The sequence below is a fragment of the Rhizobium sp. 01T444 genome, assembly GCF_056398305.1.
In genome coordinates this window covers 18894-33596 of the sequence record NZ_JBFTPD010000029.1, presented here as the reverse complement: position 1 = coordinate 33596, position 14703 = coordinate 18894, and the positions used below count along the sequence as shown (strand labels likewise).

Below are 14703 nucleotides of genomic sequence, written 5' to 3'. Positions count from 1 at the left end.
AAGGACTGATGGTGACCGATCTTCTGGTTACCGAGAACATGGATGGGGAAAACACAACCATTCATCGTGGCGGATCCCACACCCGCAGTCCTGACAGCCGCTACCACCCGTCGCGTAAAAAGCTGCCGCGCAAACCTCATCCCTGAGGATCGTGTCGCCGCAATAGATCCAGCTGATTTCCTTGTCGGCTGCCTGGGCCGTGACCGCGGTCAGTGCCGTCGAACCAAGCAGGGCGAGCGCCATAAGGCCAGTCTTGATGGTAATGCTCACGTCGTTCCCCAGAGGATCCTTGTCCGCCGCCCACGCCAAAATCCCGTTCGTTTGGATAAAATCTCAATTAGTTTGGATGTCATCGCAGGGCTGAAACTGGAAACGCAGGTCGCGGGCACCTACTTAAGTTATTGGTCCTACGCAGTCGGCGTTTGAGAATACGATTTTGGAATTCCAATAAGCTTAGCTAGAATTACGATTTTTTTTGATCCAGAATTCCCTTCTTTTGGTGCGGACACGGCGAGGCAAGCCTGGGGCGAAATGACGATCACATTCGAAGTCTTCTCCGACCACTGGGCGCATCTCGGCGAGAGCCCGGTCTGGTCGGAGAATGAAAATTGCATCTGGTGGGTTGATACCGATGGCCGCAGGCTGCTTCGCACCGATTCGGCAACCGGCAAGACCTCGACATGGGACGCACCCGAAGCAGTCGGCTGCATCGCGTTGCGGACAGATGGAACGTTGCTCGCAGGCCTTGCGACCGGCATTTTCCTCTTTGATCAGCGGACAGGCCTGTTCAAGCGCGTCTGCGCGCCGGAAAGCCGCGCGGATGTCCGCTTCAACGATGGGACGCTCGACCCCGCCGGCCGGCTCTGGGCCGGCACGATGCAGCGGGAGATGGCAGCGCCAGCGGGAGCAATCTTCTGCATCGAGCCCGATTTTAGCCACCGCCGGGTCTTCGAAGATTTCTGGACACCGAATGGCCTGGCCTTCGATCCGATACGGCAGAGAATGTATTTTTCCGATTCCCATCCTTCGGTTCAGGCCATCTGGGCCTGCGACTACGATCTTGCCACCGGCACGCCGTCCAACCGGCGGGTCTTTGCGACCACGCATGCCTTTGCTGGACGGCCCGATGGCGCATTCGTCGATGAGGACGGCGTCTACTGGATTGCCGGTGTCGGCGGCTCGCAGTTGCTGCGCTTTGCGCCATCGAGTGAGCCGCTTGAGCCGGTGGAGCTACCGGTAACCCACCCGACCAAGCTCGTGATGAACCGGACAATGCCGCGCACGGTCTTCGTCACCACGCGACGCATGGCCGATCCGGAGCAGAGCGACGCCTCCGGCCATCTGCTGCGCTGCCTGCTCCCTGAGGCTGTCCTTAGCGCTGGACGAAATCGGGATATTGTTCGCAGATGAGATCGATGATCGACAGCGTGCCGGACAGGTGCTTGCGCATGGCCGCGACCGCCCATTCAGGCTCGCCGGAGCGAACCGCTTCAATGATCGCACGATGATCGGCAAGCACCGTCTCCAACTTGCCGGGCATCGGCAGGTTGAGGCGGCGCAGCCTGTCGAGATGGACGCTCAGACGCCGCACCGTTGCCCAGAGGCCCAGAATGCCGCTGCGCTCAAAGAGCGTGCGATGGAAATCCCTGTCGAATGAATCGAACTGGTCAAACTGATCCGCCGAGGCCACCGCCTCCTGTTGCCGAAGCACCCGCTCCAATACCTGCGCCGTCTCGGCCGGGCTTTCGAGCGTCAGCCGGCGGACCGCCTCGAGTTCGATCGACAGCCTGAGGAAATGCGCCTGGGTGGCGTGGTCGATATCGATCTTGGCGACAACAGTCGCATATTGCGGATAGACCTCGACCAGTCCCTCCTCTTCAAGCCGTATCAGGGCGTCGCGCACCGGCGTCTGGCTGACATTGAACTCGCTCTGCAGCGCGATGCGGGACAGAACCGTTGTCGGCGTCAGATCCATGGAGAGAATGCGGGAACGAAGGATTTCAAGAATTTGCGGCGCGACCTGGCGCGTTCGGTCGAGGGCAAATTGCGTCCGGTTAACTTTCACGTCTGGCCATCCATCCTGTCGAAGCACTGCCGACCGTTTAAACATATTTTGTGACTTGATGCACTGATACATTAGTGCTTTAGTTAAGCCAATGCAAAGCCGTTGCGCCAGAAACGGGACGGCATTTTCTTCAGTTCGAGACAGGACTTCAAAACAATGAAGGCCAGGAAGACACCTTCCAAGCTGCGCAGCGCCAGATGGTTCGCGCCCGATGACCTCAGAAGTTCAGGCCACCGTTCGCGCACCATGCAGATGGGCTACGCGCCGGAGGAATGGGCTGGCAAACCCGTCATCGCCATCCTCAACACCTGGTCAGATGCCAACCCCTGCCATGCGCATTTCAAGCATCGCGTCGAGGATGTGAAGCGCGGCATCTTCCAGGCCGGCGGCTTCCCGCTCGAACTGCCGGCACTGTCGCTGTCGGAAAGCTACGTCAAGCCGACGACCATGCTCTATCGCAACTTGCTCGCCATGGAGGCGGAAGAACTGCTGCGTTCACATCCGGTCGATGGTGCGGTGCTGATGGGCGGCTGCGACAAGACGACTCCCGGTCTTGTCATGGGTGCGCTCAGCATGGGCCTACCGATGATCTACCTGCCGGCTGGCCCGATGCTGCGCGGCAATTATCGCGGTGAATATCTGGGCTCCGGTTCGGATGCATGGAAATTCTGGGACGAGCGCCGTGCCGGCACGATTTCCGAAACCGAGTGGGTCGAGGTGGAGGCCGGCATCGCCCGCTCTTACGGCCACTGCATGACTATGGGCACGGCGAGCACGATGACGGCAATCGCCGAAGCGCTCGGGCTGACGCTGCCGGGTGCGAGTTCCATTCCGGCCGCCGATTCCAACCATATCCGCATGTCGTCGGCGGTCGGCCGGCGCATCGTCGAGATGGTCTTCGAAGACCTCGTGCCCGCTAAGATCGTTACACAGGCGGCAGTCGACAATGCCGTGACGGTCGCCATGGCGACAGGCTGTTCCACCAATGCCATCGTGCATCTGGTCGCGATGGCACGCCGTGCAGGCATACCGCTGACGCTTGACGATCTCGACCATGCAGGCCGTACAACGCCTGTGCTCGCCAATATCCGCCCGACCGGCAAGACCTATCTGATGGAGGATTTTTATTATGCCGGCGGCCTGAGGGCGCTGATGGCAAAGCTCTCCTCCAAGCTCGATCTCTCGACGATGACGGTCACCGGTGCAACACTCGGCGAAACGCTTGAGGGTGCCAGATGTTATAATGACGATGTCATCCGCTCTCTCGACAATCCGCTCTACCATGAGGGGTCGCTCGCGGTGCTGAAAGGCAATCTTGCACCGACCGGCGCCGTCATCAAACCCGCGGCCTGCGATCCGCGCTTTCACAAGCATGAGGGCCCCGCCCTCGTCTTCGACAGCTATCCGGATATGAAGAAGGCTGTCGACGACGAAACCCTCGACATTACCCCGGATCACGTCATGGTTCTGCGTGGCGCCGGCCCGCAGGGCGGCCCTGGTATGCCGGAATGGGGCATGTTGCCAATGCCGAAGGCGCTGCTGAAGAAGGGCTATCGCGACATGCTGCGCCTCTCGGATGCACGCATGAGCGGTACGAGCTACGGCGCATGCATATTGCATATTTCGCCGGAATCGCATGTGGGCGGCCCGCTCGCTTTGTTGAAAACCGGCGATATCGTTCGCCTCGATCTTGAAGCCCGCCGTATCGACATGCTTGTCGACGATGATGAACTGGCGCGCCGCCGTGCAGCCTGGGTCAAGCCGGCGGAAAAGTTTGGCCGCGGCTATGGCTGGATGTTTGCACGCCACATCGCCCAGGCCGATAGGGGCTGCGATTTCGATTTTCTGGAAACCGGCTTTGGCCCCACCCCCGACGAGCCGGATATCTATTGATTTCAGGAGGACAAGATATGACCACCACTTTGAGCCAGCAGACGCGTGAGAAGCTGAAGGGCGTTTCGACTGCGACCCTTTGTACCGCTCTTTTCAAACGCGGCCTGCGTAACCAGTTCATCCAGGACGTGCGCCCGCTCTCACCGAAGAAGACCAACATGGTCGGTCAGGCTTTCACGCTGCGCTATATCCCGGCGCGCGAAGACCTGAACACGCTTGATGTCTTCCGCAATCCGGAACATCCCCAGCGCGCCGCCGTCGAGCGCTGCCCGCCGGGCGCCGTATTGATCATGGATAGCCGGCGGGATGCGCGTGCTGCCTCCGCCGGCTCGATCCTCGTCTCGCGCCTGCAGGTGCGCGGTGTTGCCGGCGTCGTGACCGACGGTGGTTTCCGCGACAGCCCCGAAATCGCCGGTCTCGATATTCCTGCCTATCATCACCGGCCTTCGGCGCCGACCAACCTGACCCTGCATCAGGCGATCGAGATCAATGTCCCGATCGGCTGCGGCGATGTTCCTGTCTTCCCCGGCGACGTTGTGGTCGGCGACAATGAGGGCGTCGTGGTCATCCCCCTGTATCTTGCGGAGGAAATCGCCGACGAGGCCGTCGAGATGACGGCCTACGAGGATTTCGTTACCGAGGAGGTGCTCGGCGGCGCGACCATCATCGGGCTCTACCCGGCGACCAGCGAAGCACCGCGCGAAAAGTTTGCGCAATGGCGTAAGAGGAATAACCGTTAGGAGCGAAAAGGAGCAGCTTTTGCCCCTTTTTCATTCCTTGACGGCGCCTGTCATCGACGAGACGTAATAGTCCACGAAGAATGAATAGAGGATGACGACGGGCAGCGAGCCGAAGAGAGCTCCCGCCATCAGCGATCCCCATTCGAACACATCGCCACGCACCAACTCCGTCAGCACCCCAACGGGGATCGTCTTGTTCTCCGACGACTGGATGAAGGTCAGGGCGTAGATGAACTCGTTCCACGACAGAGTGAAGGCGAAGATGCCGGCCGAGATCAGGCCGGGCACTGCCAATGGCAGGATGATCTTCGTCAGGATCTGCCAGCGATTGGCGCCATCCACCAGTGCGCTTTCTTCCAGTTCGAACGGGATCGAGCGGAAGTAACCCATCAAAAGCCAGGTGCAGAAGGGAATGAGGAAGGTCGGATAGGTGAAGATCAGCGCGAGCCGCGAGTCATAGATCCCGAGCTTGAAGACGATGAAGGCAAGCGGAATGAACAGGATCGACGGCGGCACGAGATAGGCAAGGAAGATGACGAGGCCGATGGAACGGGAGCCGGTGAAGCGCACGCGCTCGATCGCATAGGCGCCGAAGACCGACGCAACAAGCGACAGGAGGGTCGAGCAGACTGCGACGAGGATCGTGTTCCACATCCAGCCCGGATAGGACGTTTCGAGGAACAGATATTTGATATGTGCAAGCGTCGGCCCGACCACCCAGAACGGGCTGTAATTGCTGTAGTCGGTCAGTTGTTCGTTCGGCTTCACCGCGGTGACCGCCATCCAGTAGAATGGGAAGAGCAGCACGAAGACGAAAACCGCCATCGGCAGGTAGAGCATCACCACCCGCCGTGGCAGGCGGTTCAGGTAGCTCATACCTTCGGCATTGTCGGTCAGGACGACATTGGCGGTGTTGGAATTGGTCGACATATCTTCCTCCCTAGAGCATTTCCGTTTCTTCGATCCATGGAAATGCCCTGTCTCTTTGTTTTCACGCAATTCTGACGCAAGACCGCTGCACGCTTTTGCTGGAATTTCCCTAATCCTGTCCGCCCTGCTGCCATTTGCGGCGCTGCAGGCCAAAGAAGCTGAACATGATCGCGCCGAGCAGGAAGGGGATCATCGCGACTGCGATCGCGGCACCCTCGCCGAGCTGGCCGCCGGGAATTCCGCGCTGAAAGGACAATGTTGCCATCAGATGCGTGGCGTTGACCGGCCCGCCCTTGGTCAGCACGTAGATGAGCTGGAAATCCGTGAAGGTGAAGAGCACTGAGAATGTCATCACGACGGCGATAATCGGCGTCAACATCGGCAGCGTCACATAGCGGAAGCGCTGCCAGCTGGTCGCCCCGTCAAGCGACGCTGCCTCCTGTAGCGAGACCGGAATGGTCTGCAGGCCGGCAAGCAGCGAGATCGCCACGAAGGGAATGCCGCGCCAGACATTGGCGATAATGACTGAAATGCGCGCATTTGTGGGATCACCGAGGAAGTTGATCGGCGCGTCGATGAGACCAAGCTCCATCAGCGACCAGGAAATGATCGAAAACTGGGAATCGTAGATCCACCAGAAGGCCAGGGCGGACAAAACGGTCGGCACGACCCAGGGCAGAAGCACGATCGCCCGGAAGAAGCTCTTGAACGGCAAATGTTGGTTCAGAAGCAGCGCCAGCCAGAGACCAAGCACGAATTTCAGTATCGAAGCGACGAAGGTGTAGAGGACGGTGTTGAAGACCGACAGCCAGAAGACGTCATCCTCCATCAGGTATTGGTAGTTCTCCAACCCGATGAAGATACCGTCGCGGCCGATGCGCGTATCGGTGAAGCCGAGCCAGACGCCGAGCCCCAGCGGATAGGTCAGGAAGCAGACCAGGAAGACCGCCGCCGGCAGCATGAACAGGAAGCCGAGCACGTTGTTGTTCTGCAGGAGCGAGGATGTCGGTCCGCGCGTATCTCCGGAATTCACCGTCGACATTGCTTATCTCCAGATTGCGATATGCCCTAGAGACTTGCGGCACGTCGTTTCCGGCATGCCGCAAGTCTTGGAAAAATAGGATCAGACGCGATAGTAGCGGTTCGCCCGGCGCTCGGCCTCCTTCATTGCATCCTCTGGCGACCTCTGGCCGGTGACGGCCGCGGCATACATGTCGACCAGCACGTAGTCGGCCATGGTCGCGGCCGAGGCATAGCCGAGCGGGCCGGCATAGCCATTCGGGCGCAGCTTTTCCGAGGCGCGCGCGTAAGGCGCATGGATCGGATCAGCAGTCCAGATCGGGTTCTTGGCGAATTCCTTGAGCGGCTGGCAGCAATAGGCGCTGGAGCCCTGGATCCAGGCATTCATCTGATCGGCTTCCATCATGAACTTGATGTAGGCCTTTGCTGCTTCAGGATATTTGCTGTGCTTGAAGAGAAGCAGCGAACTTGTCTGGTAAAGCTCGACGCTCTGGCCGACCGGGCCGATCGGGAAGTTCGTCGTGCGAATGTCCTTGGTGATTTCTGCGAGCTTGGGATCGCCCTTGGCAGTGTAATAGACCGACACACCGTTGGCGATCAGCGAAACCTGGCCGGCGAGGAAGGCGCGGTTGTTGTTGACGTCCTGCCAGCTTTCTGTGCCCGGAATGAAGGTCGCATAGAGCTCCTTGGCATAGTTGATCGAAGCCAGCGTTTCCGGGCTGTTGATCGTCACCTTGCCGCCTTCATCGACCATCTTGCCGCCGTGGCTCCAGAGCAGCCAATGGGCATAGTTGTTGCCGTCGCCGACAGCCTTTCCGTGCGGGAAGCCGGCGGGCGTGCCCTTAGCCTTCATCGCCTTGCAAAGCTCAAGGAAGCCTGCAGTATCCTTGGGGAATTCGCTGAAGCCAGCCGCCTTCACATGACTGTCGCGATAGACCACGGCATTGCCGATCGCCGTCAGCGGCATGGCGATGAACGTATCTCCGCGCGAGGCATAACCTTTGACGCCATCGTACCAGCCGCCATATTTGTTGCCGAGATAATTGGCGAGTTCGGTCAGGTCGACCAGCTTGTCCGGGTACTGATGAGCATCGTCGAACCAGCACATGATGAGATCAGGACCGGAACCGACATTGGCCGCAACCGCAGCTTTTGGGCGAATGTCCTCCCAGCTCTCCTTGTCGACGCGGACCTCGACACCGGTCGCCTCAGTGAATTTCTTGGTGTTTGCAAGCCAGGCTTCCTCATCACCTTTCACGAAGGGTGTCCAGCGCAGCAGGCGCAGGCTCGCGCCGTTTTCCGGCTTATAGGTCGGTTCGGCCTGTGCGAAAGAAGGCCTGATGCCCAGACCGGCGACGCCGGCTGCGGCTGCCGAAGCAGCAAGAAATTCACGTCTCTTGATCGTCATGATATTCCTCCTCCTTGAAAAAAGCGGGAGAGAATTCTCCGACATTCATCTCCCGCTTGATGAACGACGGTATCTGCATCCGGAAATGGGATGCCTGCCATCTGGCGACTGAACGGGAAGCCCCCTCCTCTCCCGCGCCGCGCCTGAAGACGTCAGTTGGTCAATCTCCGGCCACCTTCGGCATCGAAAAGATGAACATGCGAGGCGTCGATTGCGACATTCAGGCTCTCGCCTGGGCGCGCGTTGACGCGTTCACGGAAGACGCAATTGAGATCGCTGCCGCCGAACTTCAGCGTGAGATGCGTCTCGTAGCCGGTCGGCTCGATCACAACGATCTCGCCAGGCAGGCCGCCCGCGTCGAGCGAGATATATTCCGGGCGGAGCCCATAGACGAGGTCACGCCCTTTTGCGCTGTCCGGAGGATTGGCGACCGGAAGCGCCGTGCCGTCGGCGGCGATGAAACGTATGGGATTCTCGGGATCGAGCCTGCCCTTGATCATGTTCATCGCAGGTGAGCCGATGAAGCCGCCGACGAAGAGATTGGCCGGCTTGTCGTAGAGTTCCAGAGGCGAGCCCACCTGTTCGACAATCCCGTCATGCATGACGACGATCTTGTCGGCCATGGTCATCGCTTCGATCTGGTCGTGGGTGACGTAGACAGTGGTGGTCTTCAGCCGCTGGTGCAGTTCCTTGATCTCGGCGCGCATGGCGACACGCAGCTTTGCATCGAGATTGGAGAGCGGCTCATCGAAGAGGAAGACTTCCGGATCGCGCACGATGGCGCGGCCCATCGCGACACGCTGGCGCTGGCCGCCGGAAAGCTGGCGCGGATACCGGTCGAGCAGTGCATCGAGCCCGAGAATGCCGGCGGCGTATTTCACGCGCTTTTCGGCTTCGGCCTTCGGCGCCTTGTTGAGCATCAGCGAAAAGCCCATGTTCTGCTGCACCGTCATATGCGGGTAAAGCGCATAATTCTGGAAGACCATGGCGATGTCGCGATCCTTCGGCGGCAAAGTGTTCACCACCCGCCCGCCGATCCGGATTTCCCCGGCAGAGATGTTTTCCAGCCCCGCCAGCATGCGCAGCAGCGTGGACTTGCCGCAGCCGGAAGGCCCGACCAGGATCACGAACTCTCCGTCGGCAATATCGATGCTCACGCCTTTGATGACCGGAAACGCACCGAACGATTTGCGCACATCAGCGAATTGAACACCTGCCATACTCCCTCCTCCCAGATATCGAGCATCGTACGCTATGTATATGTATTCTCACGGCTTTTTCGGCCAAGCACCGCCAGTTATCCACGCCCGACAAAGGGCATTTTCGTCGCCATCACAGTCATCGTCAGCACGTTGGCGCTGAGCGGCAGGCCCGCCATATAGACGACCGCATCGGCGATATGGGCAGGATCAATGGTCGCCTCCGCGGCAGTCGTACCATTGGCCTGAAGAACGCCGGCGGCGATCCTTTTTGTCATGTCGCTTGCCGCATTGCCGATATCAATCTGGCCGCACGCGATGTCGAATTCGCGCCCATCAAGCGCGGTCGATTTCGTCAGGCCGGTGATGGCGTGTTTGGTCGCCGTATAGGGCGAGGAATTGGGGCGTGGCGTCGTTGCCGAAACCGAGCCGTTGTTGATGATGCGGCCGCCACGTGGTGTCTGGCTCTTCATCAGCCTGAACGCCTGCTGCGTGCAGAGGAAGGCGCCTGTCAGATTGGCCGCGACGATGGCGCTCCAGTCTTCGAACGACACATCCTCCAGCGGCATGCCCGGCACCGAGACACCGGCATTGTTGACCAGCAGATCGAGGCGACCATGCTGATTTGCGATCGCATCGAACAATGCTCTGACCGAGACCGGATCGCCGACATCGGCCCGGATTGCGGTAACTTCCGCACCCGTCTCGCTGCCGAGTTCGGCGGCGGCTTTTTGGAGAATCTCGGCACGCCGTCCCGAGATCACGACCCTGTAGCCGGCAGCCACTAGCCCCTTTGCGATCGCGCGGCCGATGCCCGTGCCGCCACCGGTCACCAGGGCAATCTTCGATTGCGTGCCGGTACTTTCACTCATGCAATCCTCCCGCCGAGTTCATCCTCGATATGCACCTGCAGGATCTCGTCAAAACTCGTCTCCGCCCTGAAGCCGAGCGCGGACGCTCTCTTCGCATCGAACTGCGTCGGCCAACCGGCCACGATGCGTTCGATCACCGGGTCGGTCTCGTGCTTGATCAGCGCAACGGCCTTGTCGCCCGCAATCCGGCGCAACGCTTCGATCTCTTCCGAAACCAGAGCCGAGAGACCCGGCATGGTCAGGTTGCGCCGCGACCCCACCTTTGCCGTGTCGATCCTCGCCGCGTGAACGAAGAAACCGACTGCCGCCCGTGGGCTCGCGAACCAGTGCCGGACGCTATCGCTGACCGGCAGCACCGCTGGCTTGCCGGCGAGCGGCTCACGCAGAATATTGGAGAAGAAGCCGGAGGCCGCCTTGTTCGGTGCACCCGGCCGCACGCAGATCGTCGGCAGGCGAATGCCGATGCCATCGAAAAAGCCACGGCGCGAATAATCGGCAAGCAGCAACTCGGCAACTGCCTTCTGGGTGCCGTAGCTCGTCAGCGGCGTGGAGAAGAATTCGTCCGGAATGACATCGGGAAAAGGCGTGCCGAACACGGCGATGGACGAGGCGAAGACCACGCGCGGCACATAGGCGGACTTCAGGCCCTGGTGGCGGATCGCCTCGAACAGAGCGCGCACACCATCGAGATTGACGGCATAGCCTTTATCGAAATCGGCCTCCGCCTCACCGGAAACGATCGCCGCCAGATGAAAAATCAGACCGGGCCGGGTCTCGATCAGCTTTTTGGCGATGCCGGCTTGGGCGAGGTCGATCGTCAGCGTGCTCGACACGGATCGAAGCGCCTCGGGCACCGGCGGCTGAACTGCATCTACCAGCGTCAGTCGGCTGATCGCGGCGCCAAGCACACCAGGCTCGCGGGCAATTCTTTCGACCAGCTTGCGGCCGATCATGCCTGCCGCACCCAAAATCATCACATGCATATTGGTTTACCTCCCAGCGCTGCCGGCGTCATTTTTTCGAGACGATCTCGATGTTTGATCGGAATCCGTTCTCCCCAGTCGGATTCCGCGCACGTCACGCCAGGCGCAACGCCATCTGCTCCTTCAAATTTTCCACTGCCTCGGACCGATATTCCGGAATGTTAGCGGCCAGACGAAACCAAACAAAACTGCAACTTGCAGGTCAACTTAACTTGCATGATCTGCGGGCGGTAGCAATCGAACATAAGTCTCATGCGCATTTTGCCCAGTGCCGCCATCAGCCCATAACCGCCATGCCCGGCAGGACGACACCGCTCTTTTCAGCGAGGATCTTTGCCACCGCGGCATCATCTTCGAGGCCGAGACCAGCGTCGGACGCTTGCCGGAAGAGATCGAGCGCGGTCACTGCGAGCGGCGTGAAGGCACCTGCCCGATCTGCTTCAGAGGTGACGATGCCGAGGTCCTTGACGAAGATATCGACCGCCGAGCGCGGTGCATAGTCACCCGAGACGATATGCTCGCCACGGTTCTCGAACATCCAGGAGGAGCCGGCCGAAACCCGCAGCACATCGTAGAGCGTCTTCAGGTCGATGCCCGTCTTGGCTGCAAACGTCATCGCCTCGGCGGTCACCGCGATATGCACCCCGGCAAGGAGCTGGTTGATCATCTTCACTTGCGAGCCGGGACCAGGCCTGTCCCCGAGCCGGAACACCTTGCCGGAGACCGCATCGAGCGCCTGTTTGGCACGCGCGAAAGCTTCTGGCGAACCGGAACCCATGACGACCATCTCTCCGGAAAGTGCCTTGGCGTGACCGCCGGAAACCGGCGCGTCGACGACAAGCATGCCGGCGGTTTCGAGCCGGTCGGCAATCGCGACCGTGGCGCTTGGCGCCATGGTGGTGCAAAGCAGGAAGACGGTACCGGCACGAGCCGTCTCCAGCGCGCCGCCAGGCCCGAACAACACGTCCTCGGTCTGGCTGCTGTTGACGACAAACACGAAAACCGCGGCGGCTGTGCTGGCAGCTTCAGACGGGCTTTTACACGATTTGCCGCCGGCCTGTGAAAAGCGCTGAAGAACATCCTGACGGACATCGCATCCGCTGACGACAAATCCTGCCCGCAAGAGGGACAGGGCAGCACCCCATCCCATCGAACCGAGGCCGATGACTGCAGCCTTGCCGGCGTCCTGCAAAGTTGTCTCCATAATACCAATCCGTCGATTGATCTTCCGTTACCGATACCGGTATCGATACCAAGCGCTAGAATCGCTGCAAATGTCAAGCGCTGCCAGTTCCACTTCAACTTCAACAAGCTTATGAATACTGGCGCGGCAGACGCCCTGCTATCGGGAGATCCCTTGCATACGCACAAATCCACTCTGGAAGAGGTCGCTGCGGCAGCCGGCGTCAGCAAGATGACTGCATCGCGAGCCCTACGCGGCGCGCCCGACGTCTCGATAAAAACGCGGGACAAAGTGCTGCAAGCGGCCGAGCGGCTGAATTATCTCGGCAATCGCCTGGCTCTGTCGCTGTCGTCGCAGCGAACCGACCTTGTCGCCGTCGTGGTTCCAAGCATGTCCAACATCGTCTTTCCCGAAGTCCTTGCCGGCATCTCGACCGGCCTGGAAGGGTCGGGCATGCAGGCCGTGTTCGGCATTTCCGACTACGATGTGACCAAGGAGCGCAACGTTATCAGAGACATGCTCTCCTGGCGGCCTTCTGCCATCATCGTTACGGGTCTGGACCAGCCGGATGAGACCGTGAGGATGTTGAAGAACGCGGCTATCCCCGTCATTCAAATCATGGACCTCGATGGCACGCCGATCGATTTTAACGTTGGGCTCTCGCACTGCAAGGCGGGCGAGGAGATGGCAAGGGCACTGATTGCCGCCGGCCGGAAGCGTTTCGGCTATATCGGCAGTGCACTGGACCGGGACTTGCGCGCCGGCAAACGCAAGGCCGGCTTCGAGCGCGTCTTGCATGAGAACCGTCTCGCCTTCATCGGGCAAAGGCTCGGCGACACCCTTTCCTCCGTCAGCCTCGGCAAATATCTGACGCACCAGTTGCTGAGTTCCGAGCCGAGCCTCGACTGCATCTATTACTCCAACGACGACATGGCAGCCGGAGGCGCATTCGCCAGCATGGAGGCTTCTCGCACCGACGACATTTTGATGGCAGGCTTTAACGGACTGGAACTGGCGGCCGCGCTTCCGGTGAGGATCGCCACATCCAGATCACCCCGCCATATGATCGGCGAAGTCGCAGCGCGTCTGGCACGCGGCTCCATGGCGCCGAACGCCCCATCGGTCAGCAAGATCACCGCCTTCGTCCCTGAGATTACGGGGATTGTATAGCTTGCGTCGCCGCTCGAGCCGGCAACCAGATGGCTGCGGAGAAAAAGCGACTATCATTTTAAACGAATACTGAGATTTAAATCAAAGAAATCGATCTATATCGCCTCTGGCAACTTGCTGTATCAGCATTGTCGATATAAAGCCGTCTGTGACGCAGCATGGAGCAATCATGGAACGCTCATTTTTGACGATTGATGCCGGAGTCAATGACACCGTTATCAAAGCTCTCTCTGCGCCGGGACGCCTGCAACTCCTCAAACTTTTGTGCTCAAAGGGTCCCATGAACGTCAACGACATGGCTCGAGCTCTGTCGCTGCCGCAGTCAACCGTCGCAACCGGAATTCAAATTCTGGAGGACGTGGGACTAGTCGAATCTCGCCTCGCCAAAGGGCGGAAGGGCAATCAGAAAATCTGCTCTGCAGTTTATGATGAAATCCTCATCAGCTTTGAGGACAAGTCCGTCAACAAGGCAGACGACGTCATCGAAGTTGAGATGCCGGTTGGGCTCTATACGAGTTGCGATATCCACGCCCCTTGTGGCCTTTGCTCAAGCGACAGTGTCATCGGCCTGCTCGACGTCCCTGACTATTTCCTTGATCCACAGCGTATGCAGGCCGGTCTCGTGTGGTTCGGAAGGGGCTTTGTCGAATACAAGTTCCCGAACAATGCCAAGGTTTTGAACAAGGACGTGCGCGCCATCGAGTTTTCGATGGAACTGTCTTCGGAAGTACCGGGAACCAATCCCGACTGGCCCTCCGACATCACGCTTTGGGTCAACGGAATGCCGGTCGGCACCTGGACTTCCCCGGGCGATTATGGTGACAAGCGAGGCGCCTATACGCCTGACTGGTGGAAGCTTAAAGGCTCCCAATACGGCAACCTGAAAACCTGGCGCATCTCCACACGAGGCACATTCATCGACGGCGTCTCAACCTCCAACGTCACGGTTGGAGACCTCGCTCTCGCGCAGCATTCCTCGATCCGTCTGCGCGTCGGCATTGCCGAGAATGCTAGCCATACCGGCGGCGTGAATATATTCGGCCGTGGATTTGGGAATCATGGCCGCGACATCGTTATGCGGCTCTACATTTAACGAACAATATCGGAAATCCTGATTTCAATAATGCGATATTTTTTCTGCCAAAAGACGACAATTCCGATCTAAATCATTGTGAAATAATAATTATTTCTGGCGCCCGAGCGGCGCATAGCGCACGCGCTGTTCAATTGACTCGCTTCC

General features: G+C 59.5%; 14 protein-coding genes. 5 read left to right on the top strand and 9 right to left on the bottom strand.

What is annotated here, in order from left to right; translation table 11 throughout:
* Positions 1-27 precede the first annotated feature (27 nt).
* Entirely contained in the window at positions 28-270 is a 243-nt protein-coding gene (locus tag AC1DTN_RS29235) for a hypothetical protein (protein WP_442206659.1), read from the bottom strand.
* Positions 271-531: 261 nt separating this feature from the next.
* Between AC1DTN_RS29235 and AC1DTN_RS29230 the strand changes: the two genes are divergently transcribed.
* Positions 532-1410 carry an SMP-30/gluconolactonase/LRE family protein gene (locus AC1DTN_RS29230; RefSeq protein ID WP_477923740.1) on the top strand — a complete coding sequence of 293 codons (879 nt, stop codon included), beginning with the start codon at positions 532-534 and terminating at the stop codon, positions 1408-1410.
* Here AC1DTN_RS29230 and AC1DTN_RS29225 read toward each other — a convergent pair.
* Positions 1373-2065, bottom strand: coding sequence for a GntR family transcriptional regulator (locus tag AC1DTN_RS29225; protein ID WP_113322547.1), 693 nt, complete (start codon positions 2063-2065; stop codon positions 1373-1375). The two genes, AC1DTN_RS29230 and AC1DTN_RS29225, sit on opposite strands and share 38 nt — an antisense overlap.
* A 156-nt stretch (positions 2066-2221) precedes the next feature.
* Here AC1DTN_RS29225 and araD point away from each other — a divergent pair, with 156 nt between their 5' ends.
* Together araD and AC1DTN_RS29215 are read left to right on the top strand one after the other, a co-directional pair.
* On the top strand, positions 2222-3958 hold the full coding sequence (gene araD, locus AC1DTN_RS29220; RefSeq protein ID WP_442206625.1) for an L-arabinonate dehydratase: 1737 nt from the start codon (positions 2222-2224) through the stop codon (positions 3956-3958).
* A 17-nt stretch (positions 3959-3975) separates the two neighbouring features.
* Positions 3976-4698: a ribonuclease activity regulator RraA gene (locus tag AC1DTN_RS29215; protein ID WP_442206624.1), complete on the top strand. Its 723-nt coding sequence runs from the start codon at positions 3976-3978 to the stop codon at positions 4696-4698.
* A 30-nt stretch (positions 4699-4728) separates the two neighbouring features.
* On the opposite strand, the gene AC1DTN_RS29210 is transcribed toward AC1DTN_RS29215, so the two are convergent.
* From AC1DTN_RS29210 to ltnD, 7 genes are all read right to left on the bottom strand, one after another.
* The gene (locus AC1DTN_RS29210) at positions 4729-5628 is read right to left on the bottom strand and encodes a carbohydrate ABC transporter permease (protein WP_113322549.1); all 900 of its coding nucleotides are present in this window, start codon (positions 5626-5628) and stop codon (positions 4729-4731) included.
* 109 nt (positions 5629-5737) lie between these two features.
* On the bottom strand, positions 5738-6670 hold the full coding sequence (locus tag AC1DTN_RS29205; protein ID WP_113322550.1) for a carbohydrate ABC transporter permease: 933 nt from the start codon (positions 6668-6670) through the stop codon (positions 5738-5740).
* Between the two features lie 81 nt (positions 6671-6751).
* Entirely contained in the window at positions 6752-8056 is a 1305-nt protein-coding gene (locus AC1DTN_RS29200) for an ABC transporter substrate-binding protein (RefSeq protein WP_113322551.1), read from the bottom strand.
* Positions 8057-8208: 152 nt separating this feature from the next.
* On the bottom strand, positions 8209-9276 hold the full coding sequence (locus tag AC1DTN_RS29195) for an ABC transporter ATP-binding protein (RefSeq protein ID WP_477923738.1): 1068 nt from the start codon (positions 9274-9276) through the stop codon (positions 8209-8211).
* Positions 9277-9353: 77 nt separating this feature from the next.
* Positions 9354-10127: an SDR family oxidoreductase gene (locus tag AC1DTN_RS29190; RefSeq protein ID WP_113324832.1), complete on the bottom strand. Its 774-nt coding sequence runs from the start codon at positions 10125-10127 to the stop codon at positions 9354-9356.
* Entirely contained in the window at positions 10124-11110 is a 987-nt protein-coding gene (denD, locus tag AC1DTN_RS29185) for a D-erythronate dehydrogenase (RefSeq protein ID WP_113324831.1), read from the bottom strand. Before denD ends, AC1DTN_RS29190 begins: the two co-directional genes overlap by 4 nt.
* A 277-nt stretch (positions 11111-11387) precedes the next feature.
* A complete protein-coding gene (gene ltnD, locus AC1DTN_RS29180) occupies positions 11388-12314 on the bottom strand; it encodes an L-threonate dehydrogenase (protein ID WP_113324830.1) in 927 nt (308 codons plus the stop codon).
* 210 nt (positions 12315-12524) lie between these two features.
* On the opposite strand from ltnD, the gene AC1DTN_RS29175 reads away from it, so the two are divergent.
* Positions 12525-13463 (top strand): LacI family DNA-binding transcriptional regulator, encoded by a 939-nt coding sequence (locus AC1DTN_RS29175; RefSeq protein ID WP_442206657.1) that lies wholly within the window; start codon positions 12525-12527, stop codon positions 13461-13463.
* 169 nt (positions 13464-13632) lie between these two features.
* Positions 13633-14556: an ArsR/SmtB family transcription factor gene (locus AC1DTN_RS29170; protein WP_113324828.1), complete on the top strand. Its 924-nt coding sequence runs from the start codon at positions 13633-13635 to the stop codon at positions 14554-14556.
* Positions 14557-14703 lie beyond the last annotated feature (147 nt).

Coding starts and splice junctions, on each gene's coding strand:
- AC1DTN_RS29230 (WP_477923740.1), top strand. CDS start 532: ATGACGATCACATTCGAAGTCTTCTCCGACCACTGGGCGCATCTCGGC.
- araD (WP_442206625.1), top strand. CDS start 2,222: ATGAAGGCCAGGAAGACACCTTCCAAGCTGCGCAGCGCCAGATGGTTC.
- AC1DTN_RS29215 (WP_442206624.1), top strand. CDS start 3,976: ATGACCACCACTTTGAGCCAGCAGACGCGTGAGAAGCTGAAGGGCGTT.
- AC1DTN_RS29210 (WP_113322549.1), bottom strand. CDS start 5,628: ATGTCGACCAATTCCAACACCGCCAATGTCGTCCTGACCGACAATGCC.
- AC1DTN_RS29205 (WP_113322550.1), bottom strand. CDS start 6,670: ATGTCGACGGTGAATTCCGGAGATACGCGCGGACCGACATCCTCGCTC.
- AC1DTN_RS29200 (WP_113322551.1), bottom strand. CDS start 8,056: ATGACGATCAAGAGACGTGAATTTCTTGCTGCTTCGGCAGCCGCAGCC.
- AC1DTN_RS29195 (WP_477923738.1), bottom strand. CDS start 9,276: ATGGCAGGTGTTCAATTCGCTGATGTGCGCAAATCGTTCGGTGCGTTT.
- AC1DTN_RS29190 (WP_113324832.1), bottom strand. CDS start 10,127: ATGAGTGAAAGTACCGGCACGCAATCGAAGATTGCCCTGGTGACCGGT.
- denD (WP_113324831.1), bottom strand. CDS start 11,110: ATGCATGTGATGATTTTGGGTGCGGCAGGCATGATCGGCCGCAAGCTG.
- ltnD (WP_113324830.1), bottom strand. CDS start 12,314: ATGGAGACAACTTTGCAGGACGCCGGCAAGGCTGCAGTCATCGGCCTC.
- AC1DTN_RS29175 (WP_442206657.1), top strand. CDS start 12,525: ATGACTGCATCGCGAGCCCTACGCGGCGCGCCCGACGTCTCGATAAAA.
- AC1DTN_RS29170 (WP_113324828.1), top strand. CDS start 13,633: ATGGAACGCTCATTTTTGACGATTGATGCCGGAGTCAATGACACCGTT.